Genomic DNA, 17499 nt, shown 5'->3' with positions numbered 1-17499 from the left:
GGCGGACCGAAGAGGCAAAAATTAGAGCGAGGCAGCGGGGCGTATCGGCGCCCCGTTTTGCGTTTCGACGCCTTGCGTGCGCGCGACATCGCCGTTTCGCCGTTGCCAGACATAGACGGGAATGCCGAGCATCAGAAGCACCATGCCGTAGAGCACCGGCTCGGCGCCCGAGCCATAGAGCGTGAACATGGCAAAGAGGAAGGCGATCAATTCGATGATGGTGACGCGGGGCGTCTTTTGCCCGTTGCTCAGCCGCGATGCGACAAGGGTGCCGGCGAGCGCGCAGAAGGCATAAGGGACGACTGCTGTCATCGTGCTCAGCCCCACCATCAGCCGGTAGACCGCCGCGAAACTATCGGAGCCGACCGCCTGGACGAGGACCAGCAGGGTCGCGAAGGTGGCCGAGACCACCATGCCGATGGCAGGCACGCCGCGGCTGGAGAGGCGGGCAAAGAGGGGCGGAAACAATCCATCGCGGGCAGCCGCCATCGGCACCTGGCCCATCAGCAGCGTCCAGCCGTTCAGCGCGCCGATCGAGGAGATCACTACCGCGATAGAGATCGCCAATTCGCCGCCGCGCCCCCACATCAGCCCCGCCGCTTCCGAGAAGGGTGCGACGGAGTGGATGAGTTGCGGGCGCGGCACGACGCCCATCACGACGACGGTGCCGAGCACATAAAGAGCCGCGGCGATGGAGATACCGAGCACGGTCGAACGGGGGATTGTTCGGCGCGCGTCTCGGACATCGCCAGCGGGAACGGTGGCCGATTCCAGACCCAGATAGGCAAACATGGTCAGCGGCGCCAGGGCCGCGAAGGATTGCAGCAACGACTGGCCGCTAGGGTTGAATTCGGCGAAATGCGAGGTGTCGATATAGAGGAGACCGATGATGGCGACGGCGCCGAAGGGGATGAGCTTGGCATAGGTCGTCACCTGCGCGAAGAGCCCGGCCGCGTGCACGCCGCGCAGATTGACGAGCACGATCGTCCAGATGACGCCGAGTGTGAGGACCGTTGCTGCAAGCCGGTTGCCGAGCGCGGGGAAGAGATCGATCATCACACCGGTGAAGGCAATGGCGATGACGGGAAGCGACGACCAGATCGAGATCCAGTAACCCCAGGCGATGAGAAAGCCGGCGAAATCGCCATAGGCGAGCCGTGTATAGGCATAAGGGCCACCGACGGCCGGCACCATGCCGGCAAGCCGCGCGAAGGTGAGACCAAGGCAGATCGCGCCGGCGCCCATGATCATCCACACGAGGATCGCCAGATTGCCATAAGGGGCGACGGCGGCCGGCGACAGATAGAAGCCGGACCCGACCATGTTGCCGACGACGATGGCGGTACAGGCGGCGAGCCCGAGGCTTTTGCCGTTCTGCGAGGTCGTCATGAAATCCCTCCCGAAGATCGGTAAACCGCTGTGGACGATAGCCTCGGCACGGCCCGGGATAGCGTCCCGGCTTGTGCGGCCATCGGCATCCTCTTCCCAATCCGCAAGGCTCGCAATCCGGATCAATGCGTAGTAGGTCGCCACGCCTGAAGCCTTCACCATTTGTGTGAACGCGCTAAAATGAGATGGGTAGCCAGCGGAGACAGTGATGCGGAACGAGCAGCGTTTTTTGACCATATCGATCGCAGCGACCGTCGTGGTGGCGGCTCTTGGCATCGTCTTCGGCATTATCTCTGGCTCATTTTCCATCGCCTTCGACGGCGTCTATTCGCTGGCCGATGCCGCGATGACCGGGCTTGCGCTCTGGGTGTCGAGCCTGATCGTGCGGTCGGCGGAGAGCAATGCCAAGTCCGGCCGCATCCGCAATCGCTTCACCATGGGCTTCTGGCATCTGGAGCCCATCGTGCTTTTGCTCAACGGCTGCCTGCTGATGACGGTCGCCGTCTACGCGCTGATCAATGCGGTCATCAGCGTCATCAATGGCGGGCATGAGCTGCATTTCGGCGCCGCGATCGTCTATTCCGGCGCCACGCTTGTCGTCTGCGTGGTCATGGCGTCGATCGGCATTGCGTTGAACCGCAGCCTGAAGTCCGACTTCATCGCGCTCGATATCAAGGCCTGGATCATGTCCGGCGGTATCGCGTTTGCACTGCTTGTCGCCTTCGTGATCGGTCTTGCGGTGCTGCCGACGCCGATGGCCTGGATCGCCCGATATGTCGACCCCGTGGTGCTCGGCCTCGTCTGCCTGGTGATGATCCCGCTGCCGATCGGCACGATCTTGAAGGCGCTGAGCGAGGTGCTCCTGATCGCGCCTGTCGATCTGCAGGAGCATGTCGACCAGGTGGCGTCGGAGACCGTTCAGCGCCTTGGCTTCCTCTCCTACCGCGCCTATGTCGCGCGCGTCGGAAGGGCGACCGAGGTCGAGCTCTATTTCATCGTGCCCGAGGGGCTGCCCGCCAAGACGATCGAGGAATGGGATGCCCTGCGCGACGATATCGGAGACCGGATCGGCGGCGAGGGGGCCAATCGCTGGCTGACGATCGCCTTTACCGCCGATGCCGAATGGGCCGAATAGGCATCGTTTCTCCTCGCCCTATGCTTTTGCCTTCACGTTGACTGCAATCAACGACGGTCCGCAACCTCCCGTGTACCATCCGCCCAATCTCAGACGCACGCAGCGGCATGACAGCCGCTGTCCAAACTTGGGTTCTGGAGGGGCGCATGGAATTCCACAAGTCATTTCCGATCGCAGTCATCGACGAGGATTTCGACGGCAAGAGCGCTGCCGGCCGCGGGATGCGCGATCTGGCGGCCGCCATCGAGGCGGAAGGGTTTCGTGTCGTCTCCGGCGTCACTTACGAGGATGCGAGGCGTCTGGTGCATATCTTCAACACGGAGTCCGCCTGGCTGGTTTCCGTCGATGGGACGGAGGACAAGGCGTCGCGCTGGCAGGTGTTGGAGGAGGTTCTGAGCGCCAAGCGCCGCAAGAACGACCGGCTGCCGATCTTCCTGTTCGGCGACGACACCACGGCCGAAGACGTGCCGGCCAGCGTGCTGCGCCACGCCAACGCCTTCCTGCGGCTTTTCGAGGATTCCGCCGAGTTCATGGCCCGCGCCATCGTGCAGGCGGCGCGTAATTATCTCGACCGGCTGCCGCCGCCGATGTTCAAGGCGCTGATGGATTATACGCTGGAGGGGGCGTATTCCTGGCATACGCCCGGCCACGGCGGCGGCGTCGCCTTCCGCAAGAGCCCGGTCGGGCAGCTCTTCTACACCTTCTTCGGCGAGAACACGCTGCGGTCGGATATCTCGGTGTCGGTCGGCAGCGTCGGGTCGCTTCTGGATCATGTCGGGCCGATCGCGGAGGGAGAGCGCAACGCGGCGCGCATCTTCGGCACGGATGAAACGCTGTTCGTCGTCGGCGGCACCTCGACCGCCAACAAGATCATCTGGCACGGCATGGTGGGGCGCGGCGATCTCGTGCTCTGCGACCGAAACTGCCACAAGTCGATCCTGCATTCGCTGATCATGACCGGCGCGACGCCGATCTATCTCATCCCCTCGCGCAACGGGCTCGGCATCATCGGGCCGATCTCCAAGGATCAGTTCACGCCCGAGGCGATTGCAAAGAAGATCGCGGCCAGCCCGTTTGCCGGTGAGACCAGCGGCAAGGTGCGGCTGATGGTGATCACCAACTCCACCTATGACGGCCTCTGCTACAATGTCGACGCCATCAAGGTGTCGCTCAAGGATTCCGTCGAGGTGCTGCACTTCGACGAGGCCTGGTATGCCTACGCGAACTTCCACGAGTTCTATGATGGCTTCCACGGCATCTCGTCGACGCAGCCGGCGCGCTCGCAAAATGCCATCACCTTCGCCACGCATTCGACGCACAAGCTTCTCGCGGCCTTCTCGCAGGCGTCGATGATCCATATCCAGCACGCCGAGAACAAGAAGCTCGACGTCACGCGCTTCAACGAAGCCTTCATGATGCACACCTCGACCTCGCCGCAATACGGCATCATCGCGTCGTGCGATGTCGCCGCGGCGATGATGGAGCAGCCGGCCGGCCGCGCGCTGGTGCAGGAGACGATCGACGAGGCCATCAGTTTCCGCCGGGCGATGAACGCGGTGCGCGGTCAGATGGGGCAGAGCTGGTGGTTCGACGTGTGGGAGCCCACGATCGCCGAGGAGACGCCGAGCGATACGCATGCGGAGTGGGTGCTGAAGCCCGGCGACGCCTGGCACGGCTTTACCGGGCTTGCCGAAAACCATGTGATGGTCGATCCGATCAAGGTCACCATCCTGTCGCCGGGGCTTTCGGCGGATGGGACGATGCAGGAGCACGGGATACCGGCAGCTGTCATCACCAAGTTCCTTTCCTCGCGCCGGATCGAGATCGAGAAGACCGGGCTTTACTCTTTCCTCGTGCTGTTTTCGATGGGGATCACGCGCGGCAAGTGGAGCACGCTCGTCACCGAGCTCATCAATTTCAAGGATCTCTACGACAGCAACGCGCCATTGACGCGCGCACTGCCGGCGCTGGCCGCCTCTCATCCCGAGGCTTATGGGAACATGGGCCTGCGCGATCTCTGCGAGCAGATCCACGCCATCTACCGCAAGGACGATGTGCCGAAGGCGCAGCGCGAGATGTATACGGTGCTGCCCGAGATGGCGCTGCGGCCGGCCGACGCCTATGACCATCTCGTCAAGGGACGGATCGAGAGCGTCGAGATCGACAAGCTGATGAACCGCATCCTGGCGGTGATGATCGTTCCCTATCCGCCGGGTATTCCGCTGATCATGCCAGGCGAGCGGATCACCGAAACGACGAAGTCCATTCAGGATTACCTGCTTTACGCGCGCGATTTCGACCGCAAGTTCCCGGGCTTCGAGACCGATATTCACGGCCTGCGCTTCGAGGCCGGCAGCAACGGGCGCCGCTACCTCGTCGATTGCGTGGCGGAGGGGGCGGTCCAATGATCCCGCGCGACGTGAAGTCCCCGACGGTTGCGATACCGTTCAACAAGATGCTGAAGATCGTCGCCGTCGTCGATCGCGGCAACCGCCAAGTACAGGAGCTGCTGGCGCAGCTCGCGGCAGACAATTTCGAGGTCGAACTCCGCGATGACTACACGGCCGACGTTTCGGAAGACGCCTCGGTGGGCGCCTATATCGGCTCCGTCGAAGGCGGTCTGCTTCCCTATGCGCGGGGCTTTCTCCGCTCGCTGCGCGAGGCGGGTTTCCGCACGCCGGTCTGGGCGATGGCGGATACGCTCAGCATCTCGGACATGGACGTTGTGGAGATGGCGGGCGAGGTGGATGGCTTCGTCTATCTCGGCCAGCAAACGCCGGCCTTCTATGCCAAGCAGATCGTCTCCAGCCTGATCAACTACGGCAAGTCGCTGCTGCCGCCGTTCTTCGGGGGCATGATGGCCTATGACGGCGAGGCCAATATCGCCTTCGATTGCCCCGGCCACCAGGGCGGGCAGTTCTATCGCAAGTCTCCGGCCGGGCAGTTGTTCTTCAGGTATTTCGGCGAAAGCATCTTCCGCAACGATCTTTGCAACGCCGACGTCGATCTCGGTGATCTCCTGATCCACGAAGGCCCCGCCGTCGAGGCGCAGAAGCAGGCGGCGCGGATATTCGGGGCGGATCGCACCTATTTCATCCTGAACGGCACCAGCACCTCCAACAAGGTGGTGACCAACGCGGTGCTGCGCGCCGGCGATCTCGTGCTGTTCGATCGCAACAATCACAAGTCGCTGCATCAGGGCGCGCTGGTGCAGGCGGGGGCTATCCCGATCTATCTTCCGACGGCGCGCAATTCCTTCGGCATGATCGGCGCCGTCGACTGGGCGGCGTGGGACGAGGGCTGGCTGCGCCAGCAGATCGCGGCCCATCCGCTTCTTGCTGACAAGAGCCGGGCCAATGCCGAGCGGCCATTCCGGCTCGCCTGCATCCAGCTCGCCACCTATGACGGCACGATCTACAACGTCCGCCAGGTGATGGAGAAGATCGGTCATCTCTGCGACTACGTGCTCTGGGACGAAGCCTGGATCGGCTACAACGCCTTCCATCCGCTGTTCGAGGGCCATAGCCCGATGCGGCTCAAGGATCTCAAGCCCGACATGCCCGGCCTGTTCTCGACGCAGTCAGTGCACAAGCAGGGGGCGGGCTTCTCGCAGGCGTCGCAGATCCACAAGCGCGACGAACATATCAGCGACCAGCGCCGCTTCATCGAGCACAAGCGCTTCAATGAATCGCTGCTGATGCATGTCTCGACATCGCCCTTCTACCCGCTGTTCGCCTCGCTCGACGTCAATGCGAAGGTGCATGAGGGCAAGGCGGGTGAGATGCTCTGGGACCGCTGTATCGGTCTCGGCATCGAGGTGCGCAAGAAGCTGCGGGGCTTCGTCCAGCATTACGAGAGCAAGGCGACTAGCGCCGAGGAACAGTGGTTCTTCGATCCCTTCGTGCCGGACAAGATCTCCGTCACGGGTTCGAAACACACTGGCGATCTCGCCGGCATAAGGTGGGAAGACGTGCCGACCGATGTCTTGAAGCGCGAGCAGCAGTGCTGGCGGTTCGATCCGGAGGCGACGTGGCATGGCTATGCCGGCTACGCGCCCGGCTACACGATGGTCGATCCCAACAAGCTGACGCTTCTGACGCCCGGTATCGACCGGAAGACGGGCGAATATCGCGAGTTCGGCATCCCGGCGACCGTCGTTGCCAACTATCTGCGCGAGCAGCGCGTCGTGCCGGAGAAATGCGATCTCAACAGCCTGCTCTTCCTGCTGACGCCGGCCGAAGACGAGAGCAAGCTCAACACGCTGGTCGCCAAGCTGGTGAAGTTCAAGAACCTTTGGGATCGCGACGCGCCGCTGCAGGATGTGCTGCCGACCGTCTTCGCCGCCAATCGCGAGCGCTATCAGGGCTATACGGTGCGGCAGGTCTGCAAGGAGATGCACAGCTTCTACCGTTCCGCCGGCGTCAAGGAGCTGCAGCGCCTGTGCTTCCGCTCTGAGAGCTTTCCGGAGCCGGCGATCTCGTCGAAGCAGGCCTATGAGGCGCTGGTCGCCAACAATGTCGACTACGTGCCGCTGTCGGAAGCCGCCGGGCGCATCTCGGCGACGCTGGCGCTGATCTATCCGCCCGGCATCGGCGTGATCGTGCCCGGAGAGCGCTGGGACGACCGGGCGCGGCCGATGCGCGATTATTTCCTGGCCTTCGAGGAGTCCTTCAACCGCTTCCCGGGCTTCAACTACGAGGTCCAGGGCGTGTTCCAGGAACGGATCGATGGGAGCATCAAGTTCCACACATATGTCGTGCGCGAGTAGGGCGAGGGGAGTGTCATCATGACCGATCACACAATGCATGCTGCGGCCGATACCACGGCCAAGAAGAAGATGAACCTGATGCAGCTGACCTTCATCGTCGCCGTCAACATGATGGGGTCGGGCATCATCATGCTGCCGGCGAACATGGCGCAGGTCGGCGCCATCTCGCTGCTCTCCTGGATCGTTACCGCGCTCGGTTCGATGGCGATCGCCTACGGTTTCGCGCAGGCCGGGCTGTTCAACCAGCGGCCCGGCGGCATGTCGGCTTACGCCGAGGATGCCTATGGCAAGGACGGATATTTCCTCGTCTTCTTCCTGTATTTCCTGTCGCTGGCGATCGGCAATGTCGCGATCGGCATCTCGGCGGTGGGCTATCTCGCCGGTTTCTTTCCGGTGCTGACCTCGACGCCCGTCATGACCTGCGTCGCGCTGATCGCTCTCCTGTGGCTGACAACGGCTGCCAATTTCGGCGGCCCGCGCATCACCGGGCGGATCGGGTCTATCACCGTGTGGGGCGTGATCATTCCGGTCGGTCTGCTCTCGATCATCGGCTGGTTCTGGTTCAGTTCGAGCACGTTCGGTGCTGCCTGGAACCCGAAGGGGCTGACGCTGGCGCAGGGGATGGGATCCAGCATCTCGCTGACGCTCTGGGCGTTCCTCGGCATGGAGTCCGCGGCGCAGAACTCCGATGCCGTCGAGAACCCAAAGCGTGACGTGCCGCTCGCCTGCATGTTCGGCACGCTCGGCGCCGCCGTCATCTACATCCTGTCGACGACTGTCATTCAGGGCATCGTGCCGAACGCCGATCTGGCGGCCTCGACCGGTCCATTCGCGCTTGCCTATGCGACCATGTTCAATCCGACGATCGGGTCTATCATCATGGCGCTCGCGGTGCTTGCCTGCGTCGGGTCGCTGCTCGGCTGGCAGTTCACCATCGCGCAGACGGCGCGCACGGCGGCGCAGGAGCGGATGTTCCCGGCGATCTTCTCGCGGGTGAACCAGATGGGGGCGCCGGTCCAGGGCATGATCATCCTCGGCATCGTGCAGACGGGGCTTGCCCTGATGACCATTTCGCCGACGCTCAACGAGCAGTTTTCCGCGCTCGTCAACCTCGCGGTCGTCACCAACGTGCTGCCTTACATCGTGGCGCTTTCGGCTCTCTTCGTGATGATGAAGAAGGCGGGTGTGCCGCCGGCGAAGTACCGGCTGAACTCCATCATCGCCACGCTCGGCATGCTCTACAGCGTGTTCGCGATCTACGCGTCGGGTAAGGACGCGGTGCTTGGCGGCATGCTGGTGACGGGCATCAGCTTCATCATCTACGGCCGGATCGCGCCGCGCTTTGCGAGCGGCCTGAACCGTGTCGCGGCGGCAGAATAGTTCCGGGGAGGATGCGTCATGCAACAGAAAAAGCGCTTGAAGACATTGCTGACCGCGTCGATCCTCGCCGGCGCGGCTGCCTCCACGGGGTTGTCGTCCGCCGAGGCACAGACGCTCGACCGGATCAAGACGAGCAGTTCGCTGAAGCTCGGCTATGAGCCGGATGCCCGGCCGTTCTCGTTCAAGACCGAGCAGGCGGCGCCAGGCGGCTACGCCGTCGCGCTTTGTGGGAAGATCGCCGATAGCCTGAAGACGGCGCTGAATCTGCCGCAGCTGAATGTCGAATGGGTGCCGCTGACGGAGAAGGGGCGGGAGCCGGCGATAAAGGACGGGACGGTGGATCTCGTCTGCGGTGCCGAGCCGATCACGCTCAGCCGCCGCGCCGAAGTGTCCTTCTCGCTGCCGATCTTTCCGAGCGGCACCGGCGTGGTCCTGAGCAAGAGCGCACCGCTGGCGTTGACCGAGGTTCTGGCCTATGGGCAGCCCACCAGCCGGCCCATCTGGCGCGGCTCTCCCGCTCGCACCATCCTCGAGCACAAGACCTTCTCGTCGATAGCGGGGACGACCAGCGAGCGCTGGCTGGCCGAGCGGATCAAGACCTTCCAGCTGGCGGCGACATCCGTGCCGGTGGAAAGCTATGCGATCGGTATCGAGCGTGTCGTCGACGGCAGTTCGGCAGCACTCTTCGGCGACATGCCGCTCCTGATGGATGCGGCCGCCCGCAGCGACAATGCCGGCAATCTCGTGGTGCTGAGGCGGCATTTCACCTATGAGCCGCTGGGGCTGGAACTCACGCGCGGTGACGAAGACTTCCGTCTCGCCGTCGATCGCGCGCTCAGCCAGACTTATGCCTCGGCCGATTTCGTGGACCTCTTCACGACATGGTTCGGCGTGCCCGACGAGGCGATCGTCACCTTCTTCCGGCAGACCGCGCTGCCGGAGTAAACCTTATGCCGACCCGCATCATCATGGCCGTTTGTCGATAAAAAGCGATATTTGTTGCATCGCGGAACAATCCGACACTCTCAGGGATTCGTACAAGAAGTAGCGAATGCGGAGGTAAGCCATGAACCGGGAGCGCGGACGGAGGAGGCTGATGCTCAGACTGCCGGATCTCCGGCATGTGCTGTCAGGCGTGCCCACGGAAGCGCTCGGTGACATGTTCGAGTCCTACGCACTCGCCGCCGACGCACTCGACCGGTTTCGCAGCGAGAAGCCGCTGCAGGAAAGTCTGATCGCGGAATATTCCGAACTTTGTCATGAGATCGAGCAGGAGGTTATCCTCTATTGCTCCGGCGGGCTCAGATCTCAGGGGTGAGGCCGTTCAGCCTTCTTTTGTCTCGTCTCAATCAACCGGCATAAGCGGCTTTGCTTCCGTGCTTTCACGCGGCGGCCAGGCCCAGGCGCGCAGCAGTTCGTAGAACACGCTGAGCACGATCGGCCCGAGAAACAGGCCCAGCAGCCCGTAGGATAGCGTGCCGCCGATAACCCCGATCAGGATCACCAGCATCGGCGTCGAGAGACCTTTCGCCATCAGGATCGGCTTCAGCACATTGTCGACAAGCATGATCGGCACCGCCACGACTGTCAGTGCCAAGGCGACCGATGTCGGCCATGAGAGCCAGCCCCAGATGATCGCCGGCACGAGGACAAGCCCCGGCCCCAGCTGCATGACGCAGAGCATGAAGATGATGAAGGTCAGTGCGCCCCGTGCGGGCAGATCGAAGAAGGCGAAGCACAGGCCGCACATCAGCGTCTGCAGGAAGGCAACGCCGATCACGCCGCGCGAGACATTCCTGACCGTCGTTCCCGCGAGCTTGGCGAAGCCGACGCCCCGGTCGCCTGCGATGCGGCTTGCCAGAACCTGAATGGTTTCGGCCAGCCGCGTCGACTGGGTGAGGAAGAAGCCGGAGAGGATAACGGAGGCGACGAAGCTCAGCACGCCGCCGCTGATCGAGGCGAGCTTGGCGACCACGATCCCCATCACATGCAGGATCGGCTTTTGATATTCGATGATGTTGGAGGCGAGATCGCCGGCGACCTTGTTCCAACCGGCATAGAGGCGTTCGCCGATGACGGGCCATGCGCGAATGCTCTCGGGTGCTGCCGGCAGCGCGAAGCTCTCCGCCTGGAGCTTGCCGACCAGCCCTTCCACCGCATCGGCGAAGTTGACCGCCACGAGCGCCACGGGCGCGATGATCAGCACGAGGCAGGCGACGACGATGACCGTCGCGGCAATCACCGGCCGGTTGCCGATCAGCCGCGAGAGCGCATTGAACATCGGGTAAAGCGCGACGGCAAGGATGGCCGACCAGACGACGATCAGCGCGAACGGCGCGATGAGAAGCACCGTCCAATAGGCGAAAAGGCCGATGATCCCAAGGCGCACAAGGTCGCTGACCCGTGCCTCGATCGAGATCTGTCCGGCGTCCTTCGCCGCCATGCCCACGTCGTTCGTCTGGTCCATGGTCATATCCCGCGCCGCGAGCCCCCTTGCGCGCTTGACGTTACTGTGTCGTGTCGGGCACGACGTGGCGGACGCTGCCGTCCTCGATGAAGTCCGACGGCCGCTTCTGGCGCTTGCCGAGATCGGGCTCCTCGAACTTGATGCGCTCGTAGGGGATGGACTGCAGAATGTGCGAGATGCAGTTGATCCTGGCGCGCTTCTTGTCGTCCGAGGGGACGATCCACCATGGAGCGTGATTGCTGTCGGTCATCCGGAGCATCTCGTCATAGGCGCGGGTATAGTCCCACCAGCGCTGGTAGGATTCGACGTCCATCGGGCTCAGCTTCCACTGCCGGACCGGATCGTCGATGCGGCGCCGGAAGCGACGCTCCTGCTCTTCCTCGCTGACGGTCAGGAAGTATTTGAGCAGCGTCACGCCGCTCTCGACGATCGCCGCCTCGAAACGCGGCGCAAGCTCGAGGAAACGCTGCACCTTCTTCTCGCTGCAGAACCCCATGACGCGGTCGACGCCGGCGCGGTTGTACCAGCTGCGGTCGAAGATCACGACTTCGCCGGCGGCCGGCAGATAGTTGATGTAGCGCTGCATGTAGATCTGCGATTTCTCGCGTTCGGTGGGGGCGGGCAGCGCGATGACGCGGAAGACGCGCGGGCTGACCTTCTCGGTGATCCGCTTGATCATGCCGCCCTTGCCGGCGGCGTCGCGGCCTTCGAAAACGATGACCACCCGGGCGCCCGATTTCTTGACCCATGCCTGGAGATGCGCCAGCTCCACCTGCAGGCGGGCGATCTGCTTGTCGTAATCCCAAGCCTTCTTTTTCTTCTTGTCCTTGCCGTTGGACTTTGCCGATGGCTCCGGGTCGTGCCCCTTGGTTTCCAGTATCTCGTCCATGGTTCTCCCTCCGTGGTCTCAAACCGTGCTGCCTGTCGATGTCGTGCCTGCCGATGTCGCGCCTGTCTGATCGTAATTTCCGATCAGCGCGCGCAGTGCTTCTTCTCTGCCGTTGAAGATGTTGTCCGGGCCGATCGTCCTGATGACGCCGGCGCGGCTGAGAATGCCGCGGCTCTCCTCGCTGAGATCGGCGATGGCGAAGGTGATGTTTCGCTTGGCGAGTATCTCGGCCACGGCCTCGAGCGCGGTGGCGCCCGTGCTGTCGATATGGGTGATCGCGCTGGCATCGAGCACCAGGCAGCGGGTTTCGGCGGGCAGGTTGCGCGCCACCGCAGTCAGGCGGTTCCTGATGTAATCGGCGTTGTAGAAGAGGATGCTGCCCTGCACCGCGAAGACGGCGGCGCCGTCGACCGGGCGTGCCTCGGGGTGGCGGGCAAGGTCGAAGAAGCCGTGCCGGCCTTCGATGCGGCCAAGCAGGCCGTCGCGCGGAAACATCGTCTGGCGCAACAGGTAGACCAGTGTAGCAGCGACCGCGACAATGACGCCGTTGAGCACGCCGAAGCTGATCGCGCCCCACATGGCGATCAGCGCGAAGATGAACTCCATGCGGCTGATGCGCCAGATCTTGCGCAACTCGTGGACGTCGATGAGGCTGATCGCCGCCATCGCAAGGATCGCGGCGAGAGCCGGAATGGGAAGGATGCGGAGCGCGCTGTGCAGGAAGACGAGGGCCGCGATCAGCGTTGCCGCCGAGACGAGGCCGGCCGCCTGCGAGACGCCGCCGGTCGACAGGTTGATTGCAGTGCGGGAATCCGAAACGCTGATCGGAAACGAGCCGAACAGCCCCGGCGCGATGTTGGCCGCGCCGAGGCCTATCAGCTCCTGGTTCGCATCGACCTCTTCGCCGGTGCGCGAGCCGAAGCTGCGGGCCGCCACGATGCCCGCGCCGAAGCTCACCAGAAAGATCGCGGCGGAGCCGAGTATGATCTTGTCGAGTGGCATCTGGTGGAGCGCGGGCAGCGAGAAGCTTGGCAGGCCGCTCGGGATGTCGCCGACGACGGCGATGCCGCGCCCCTGAAAATCGAAGATGGCCGAAAGCACGACCGAGAGGACGACGACCAGCACCGGCCCTGGGATCTTGAGCTGGAAAGCCCGGACGAGCCACAGCAGCGCGAACATCGCAAGGCCGAGGAGCAGCGAGGGCCAGTGGATCAGGCCGCTCTTGCCGGCGATCTCGACGAGCGGCGGGACCAGCCCGTCGGATTCGATCTTCACGCCGGTGAAGCGACCGATCTGGCCGACGAGGATCGACAGCGACACGCCGGCGAAGAAGCCGACGAGGATGGGGCGCGAGAGGAAGCTTGCGAGAACGCCGAGGCGCAGCACCTTGGCGGCGATGCAACAGATGCCGACGCCGAGCGCGAGTGCTGCCGCGATGGCGACCCGATCGACCGGGGTGCCGGCGGGGTAGGCGGCGACGATCGTTCCCATGGCCGCGGCAAGCACTGTCATGGTGGCCGCATCAGGGCCGACGACGAGGAGCCGCGAGGGGCCGAAGATCGCGTAGGCGATCGGCGCGACGATGCTGGCGTAGATGCCCGTTTCAGGTGGCAGGCCGGCAATGGCGGGGTAGGCGATGGCGCTCGGCAGGCCGACGGCCGCAATCGACAGCCCGGCCGGGATATCGCTCTTCAGCCAATCCCTGCTGAAACCGCTCAGGCCTCGCAACATCGGAAGACTGCCTATCACCACGGGCTCCTTATCACTTCGTCATCGCTGTTCCCGTATTGGTGCCGGCCCCACCCGTCAGAGCGGGACCGGCCTTCTCCCCTCAGTGTTCAAGGAAGACGTAGTTCATCCAGCTGCTCATCCGCAGCAGCACCTTTCTCAGAACCGCGACGTGGTGCCAGTGGTGGGTGTAGACGGCCACCTCGGCGACGACACCGCCGGGAAGCTGGTAGCCCTCGGTGCTCTCGAGGAGCTCGATGCTGGCGATCGTCTGGCCGGGGGCGGCGCGTTCTGGCGATTGCGGGTCGATCAGCGCGCCTGAGGGCTGCAGCTGGCCTTGCGCCATCACGTCGATGATGCCCTGCACGCGGGCCTTGAAGATTTTGCCCGGGACCGCCTTGAAGGCCACCTCGGCATCGTCGCCGACGTTGACGCGTTGCAACGAGTTCTGGATGAAGGCGGCGCCGAGCATCTGGTCCTGGCTGTCGATAAAGACCATGACCGGGCGCAGCGGCAGCGGGTTCGCCATCATGCCAGGGCGCAGGAAGACCTGGGTGACGTAGCCGTCGCTGGGGGCGCGGACCGTCGTCTGATCGAGCTCGTATTCGGCGTTGGCGAGCTCGGCCTGCAGGCGGGCGACGGTGGGGTTGGTGCCGTTGATTTCCGATTCATAAGCCAGTTTTGCCTGTGTGGCCTGGGCGCGGGCGGTATCGACAGCGGCCTCGGCCGTCAGGTAGAGGCCCCTGCGGTTTTCGACTTCGAGTTCGGAGTAGACGGCGCCACGACCGCTCGACTTGGCGTTTTCGTTGGAGGCCTGGAATTTCTCGAAAGCCTGCAGCGAACGATCCCTGGAGGCTTCGGCGCCGGTGACCGCCGCGTTGGCGGCGTCGAGCGCAGCCTTCAACTGCAGCACCGTCTGCTTCGCTTCAGCGAGCGCTGCCGTCTTCTGGTCGACCGTGAACTGATAGGGGCGCGGATCGATGCGGAAGAGGACGTCGCCCTTCTTCAGCGGCGCATTGGGCGTCACCGGCACCTCGACCACCTGGCCGCCGACCGTCGGGATGACGGGCGCCGAAGTGAAATAGATGCGGGCGTCGCTGGTGTAGGGATGATTGTAGCTCATCAGCAGCAACAGCGTCCCGATCAGGAAGATGCCGCCGAGAACCGATGTCGCCAGCGTCCACTGGTTCACAGGGATGCGGAAGATCTTGAAGATCGCGTAGCAGAGCGCCGCGTAGGTCAGTATGAGAAGCAGGTCCATCAGGCGTTCTCCCTCTCCGATGTCTGGCCTTCCGACTGGCCTTCGAGTTCCGCGATGCGCGCATGCAGGCGCGCGATTTCAGCGTTGGCCTCCTGTGCCGGCGACAGTTTTCCATCGCTGCGGATGCCCCAGCCGCGATCCTCGCGGTAGATCGTTGCCCAGATGAACAGGAACGGCCAGATGGCGTGGAGGGTGAACAGGCTCACCCATCCCGCGACATGGATCGCATCCTGATGCGGATGGTTTCTGGCCTTTGCCATCAGGTGCGGGATGTCGTGGATCGCGATCACCGCGTAGAACAGCGTGATCACGACGAAGAACAGAACGCCCAGTGCGAAATAGTCGAGGAACACGGTTTTTGCCTTTCGACAACGAATGGTCGACCTCAGCGGGTGCGGGGAATACGCAAAAACAATAGACCTGCGTGGGCGGAGACGCCCGTAGCATCACGTAACATCTATCGGATCAGGGGCGGGGAGTGGTCTTTCGCCGCCGTCGGGGTCATCGCCGCTCGGCGAGCTCACGGCGTCAATTCGGGCTGTTCGCCACCATCGAGTACAAGCCGAAATGATCGCGGATGCCGCGTATCTTCGCGTATCTTACGTCTGCGCCTGCGCTCAACCGCCCTATAATCAGCTGGTCTTCCTGGGGGGAGATCGGCGGTGGGGGCGTGCGATGAGCTGGAGAGAAAGCAATGTACCGCGACTGTCCGCTCTCGCCGTCGCCGAGGTCCATTTTCCCGAGAAGGCCAAGAGGGTTCGGCATCTCTACCAGGTCAGCGAAACGTTCCGCAGCATGTGCGAGGACCTCGCGGTGATCCTGGAGACGCTGGCCCACCTCGACGATCTTCCGCGCACGGAGCGGGAGGCGCGTCGGCAGGAATACAAGGAACTGGAGAAAGCGCTTCTTAGCGAAATCGGCGAGGCGCTGTCGCAATCGAACGTCGTATCGCTCAAGCGCTCCTGAGTGCTCGGACATGGAGCGCGCCAAGAGCAGCATTCATCGCCATTTGCACGGAAAGGTCGACGCGTCATGAAATCAAGATCGTTCAGACTAACCGCTGGCCTGACAACTGGTTTGACGGCGCTGGCGCTCATCTCCATGCAGGAGCCATCCTTCGTGTTGGCGCAAACGGCGGCGGCTCCCGCTGCCGCGCCGGCCCCGGCGGCGCCTGCTGTTGCGACCGACCTCTTGTCCGAGGATGAGCTGGAGGTGCTGGTCGCCCGTATCGCGCTCTATCCGGACGAGCTGGTCGCCGCGATTTCGGCGGCGTCGCTTTTCCCGCTGCAGATCATCGAGGCGCAGCGCTTCCTGGACGCCAAGAAAAAGAACGCCGATCTCAAGCCCAAGGATGATTGGGACGGCAGCGTCATCTCGCTGCTCAACTATCCCGACATCGTGAAGATGATGAGCGACGATCTCGACTGGACGCAAAAGCTCGGCGATGCGCTGACCAACCAGCAGAAGGATGTGCTCGTTGCCATCCAGCAGCTGCGCGACGAGGCGGTGGCGAAGAACATCATCAAGACGGACGACAAGGTGACCGTCGTCACCGAAAACAACAACGTGGTGATCCGCCCGACCGATCCCCAGAAGGTCTACATCCCGCAATATGAGCCGCAGATGCTCTACGAGCCGGGCTACGCGGCAGAGCCGATCTCCTATTATCCAAGTTCCTACGACAACTATTATTATCCGGGCGCCGCGTTCTTCGCGGGTGCTGTCACCGGTGTCGCCTGGGCGGCGATCGTCAACTGGGACGACTGGGGTGTCTGGGGCGGACGCTGGAACGGTGATGTCGATATCGACTGCAACAATTGCTTCAACGACCGGAATTTCAACGGCAAGGTCAAGTGGAACGATGTCGACTGGACGAAGGTCGATCGCAGCAAGCTCAGCATCGACAAGAGCCAGTTCGCCAACCTGGATCGCACGGCGATCAAGTCCGGCCTTGAAGGTGACAAGCGCAACCAGCTGAAGAACCAGGTCGGCGATCGTCGGGCGGATATCGGGGCAGGGGGGCGCAACACAGCGGCGCGCGCCGATGACATCCGCAAGGGGACCGTCAACGGCCTGAAGACCAACGGCAAGCCGGGCATCGCCAACAGACCGGCGGACCGGCCGAATGCCGGGAACCGTCCCGCGAATGCATCTCGGCCGGATGCGCGTCCCGGCAATGCCGGGGCCAATCGTCCATCGAAGGGCAATGTGAAGAAGAATTCCGGCGCGCCGAAGATGGCGGCGAGGCCGGACAACCGCTCACGGCAGCCCAACGCGCTCGGCAACCCGCAATCGTCAGGACGCCGAGAAGCGATCGCGTCCCAGCGTGGCGGCCAGAGCATGGGAGGCGGTCAGCGCGGCGCGCCGCGGGCGCAGAGCCGCCCGGCACCCAGGTCTTATGCCGGTGGAGCCGGGCGTGGTGGCGGCGGTCATTCGCGTCCGCCGCCACGGCGCGGCGGTGGCGGCGGTGGAAGACGATAGG

Annotated in this window: 14 protein-coding genes; 8 read left to right on the top strand and 6 right to left on the bottom strand. The window is 63.5% G+C overall.

All coding sequences use genetic code 11. The features are described 5' to 3' along the window. Positions 1-21: 21 nt before the first annotated feature. Entirely contained in the window at positions 22-1389 is a 1368-nt protein-coding gene (locus ACODTZ_RS18595) for an amino acid permease (RefSeq protein ID WP_489027198.1), read from the bottom strand. A 208-nt stretch (positions 1390-1597) separates the two neighbouring features. Between ACODTZ_RS18595 and ACODTZ_RS18590 the strand changes: the two genes are divergently transcribed. The 6 genes from ACODTZ_RS18590 (at position 1598) to ACODTZ_RS18565 (ending at position 9990) form a co-directional block, all read left to right on the top strand. After that, positions 1598-2524 carry a cation diffusion facilitator family transporter gene (locus ACODTZ_RS18590; protein WP_489027154.1) on the top strand — a complete coding sequence of 309 codons (927 nt, stop codon included), beginning with the start codon at positions 1598-1600 and terminating at the stop codon, positions 2522-2524. 146 nt (positions 2525-2670) lie between these two features. Then, the gene (locus ACODTZ_RS18585; protein WP_489027152.1) at positions 2671-4932 is read left to right on the top strand and encodes an Orn/Lys/Arg family decarboxylase; all 2262 of its coding nucleotides are present in this window, start codon (positions 2671-2673) and stop codon (positions 4930-4932) included. Further along, complete coding sequence (gene speC / locus ACODTZ_RS18580; protein ID WP_489027150.1) at positions 4929-7292, top strand: ornithine decarboxylase; 2364 nt, start codon at positions 4929-4931, stop codon at positions 7290-7292. The genes ACODTZ_RS18585 and speC overlap by 4 nt, the downstream gene beginning before the upstream one ends. A gap of 18 nt (positions 7293-7310) precedes the next feature. Continuing rightward, a complete protein-coding gene (potE, locus tag ACODTZ_RS18575; protein WP_018896905.1) occupies positions 7311-8672 on the top strand; it encodes a putrescine-ornithine antiporter in 1362 nt (453 codons plus the stop codon). A gap of 18 nt (positions 8673-8690) precedes the next feature. Beyond that, a complete protein-coding gene (locus tag ACODTZ_RS18570) occupies positions 8691-9617 on the top strand; it encodes an amino acid ABC transporter substrate-binding protein (protein WP_489027147.1) in 927 nt (308 codons plus the stop codon). Between the two features lie 121 nt (positions 9618-9738). Further along, positions 9739-9990 (top strand): hypothetical protein, encoded by a 252-nt coding sequence (locus tag ACODTZ_RS18565; protein ID WP_489027145.1) that lies wholly within the window; start codon positions 9739-9741, stop codon positions 9988-9990. A 27-nt stretch (positions 9991-10017) separates the two neighbouring features. On the opposite strand, the gene ACODTZ_RS18560 is transcribed toward ACODTZ_RS18565, so the two are convergent. From ACODTZ_RS18560 to ACODTZ_RS18540, 5 genes are all read right to left on the bottom strand, one after another. Next, complete coding sequence (locus ACODTZ_RS18560; protein ID WP_489027143.1) at positions 10018-11139, bottom strand: AI-2E family transporter; 1122 nt, start codon at positions 11137-11139, stop codon at positions 10018-10020. Between the two features lie 40 nt (positions 11140-11179). Continuing rightward, positions 11180-12028 carry a polyphosphate kinase 2 gene (ppk2, locus tag ACODTZ_RS18555; protein WP_047514045.1) on the bottom strand — a complete coding sequence of 283 codons (849 nt, stop codon included), beginning with the start codon at positions 12026-12028 and terminating at the stop codon, positions 11180-11182. 18 nt (positions 12029-12046) lie between these two features. Then, on the bottom strand, positions 12047-13777 hold the full coding sequence (locus tag ACODTZ_RS18550) for a SulP family inorganic anion transporter (protein ID WP_489027141.1): 1731 nt from the start codon (positions 13775-13777) through the stop codon (positions 12047-12049). An 82-nt stretch (positions 13778-13859) separates the two neighbouring features. After that, positions 13860-15017, bottom strand: coding sequence for an HlyD family secretion protein (locus ACODTZ_RS18545; protein WP_209191432.1), 1158 nt, complete (start codon positions 15015-15017; stop codon positions 13860-13862). Then, the gene (locus tag ACODTZ_RS18540) at positions 15017-15370 is read right to left on the bottom strand and encodes a DUF3302 domain-containing protein (protein ID WP_018896912.1); all 354 of its coding nucleotides are present in this window, start codon (positions 15368-15370) and stop codon (positions 15017-15019) included. Before ACODTZ_RS18540 ends, ACODTZ_RS18545 begins: the two co-directional genes overlap by 1 nt. 322 nt (positions 15371-15692) lie before the next feature. Here ACODTZ_RS18540 and ACODTZ_RS18535 point away from each other — a divergent pair, with 322 nt between their 5' ends. After that, positions 15693-15983 (top strand): hypothetical protein, encoded by a 291-nt coding sequence (locus tag ACODTZ_RS18535; protein ID WP_113235358.1) that lies wholly within the window; start codon positions 15693-15695, stop codon positions 15981-15983. Positions 15984-16049: 66 nt separating this feature from the next. Next, entirely contained in the window at positions 16050-17498 is a 1449-nt protein-coding gene (locus ACODTZ_RS18530; protein WP_489027138.1) for a DUF3300 domain-containing protein, read from the top strand. Position 17499: the final 1 nt, after the last annotated feature.

The organism is Rhizobium sp. FG113, assembly GCF_057809895.1.
Note: the sequence above shows the minus strand (reverse complement) of the source record. Positions and strands in the feature narration are given on the sequence as shown.

What these genes read in the sequence shown, in the direction of transcription:
- ACODTZ_RS18595 (WP_489027198.1), bottom strand. Translation starts at nt 1,389, where the DNA reads ATGACGACCTCGCAGAACGGCAAAAGCCTCGGGCTCGCCGCCTGTACC.
- ACODTZ_RS18590 (WP_489027154.1), top strand. Translation starts at nt 1,598, where the DNA reads ATGCGGAACGAGCAGCGTTTTTTGACCATATCGATCGCAGCGACCGTC.
- ACODTZ_RS18585 (WP_489027152.1), top strand. Translation starts at nt 2,671, where the DNA reads ATGGAATTCCACAAGTCATTTCCGATCGCAGTCATCGACGAGGATTTC.
- speC (WP_489027150.1), top strand. Translation starts at nt 4,929, where the DNA reads ATGATCCCGCGCGACGTGAAGTCCCCGACGGTTGCGATACCGTTCAAC.
- potE (WP_018896905.1), top strand. Translation starts at nt 7,311, where the DNA reads ATGACCGATCACACAATGCATGCTGCGGCCGATACCACGGCCAAGAAG.
- ACODTZ_RS18570 (WP_489027147.1), top strand. Translation starts at nt 8,691, where the DNA reads ATGCAACAGAAAAAGCGCTTGAAGACATTGCTGACCGCGTCGATCCTC.
- ACODTZ_RS18565 (WP_489027145.1), top strand. Translation starts at nt 9,739, where the DNA reads ATGAACCGGGAGCGCGGACGGAGGAGGCTGATGCTCAGACTGCCGGAT.
- ACODTZ_RS18560 (WP_489027143.1), bottom strand. Translation starts at nt 11,139, where the DNA reads ATGGACCAGACGAACGACGTGGGCATGGCGGCGAAGGACGCCGGACAG.
- ppk2 (WP_047514045.1), bottom strand. Translation starts at nt 12,028, where the DNA reads ATGGACGAGATACTGGAAACCAAGGGGCACGACCCGGAGCCATCGGCA.
- ACODTZ_RS18545 (WP_209191432.1), bottom strand. Translation starts at nt 15,017, where the DNA reads ATGGACCTGCTTCTCATACTGACCTACGCGGCGCTCTGCTACGCGATC.
- ACODTZ_RS18535 (WP_113235358.1), top strand. Translation starts at nt 15,693, where the DNA reads ATGAGCTGGAGAGAAAGCAATGTACCGCGACTGTCCGCTCTCGCCGTC.
- ACODTZ_RS18530 (WP_489027138.1), top strand. Translation starts at nt 16,050, where the DNA reads ATGAAATCAAGATCGTTCAGACTAACCGCTGGCCTGACAACTGGTTTG.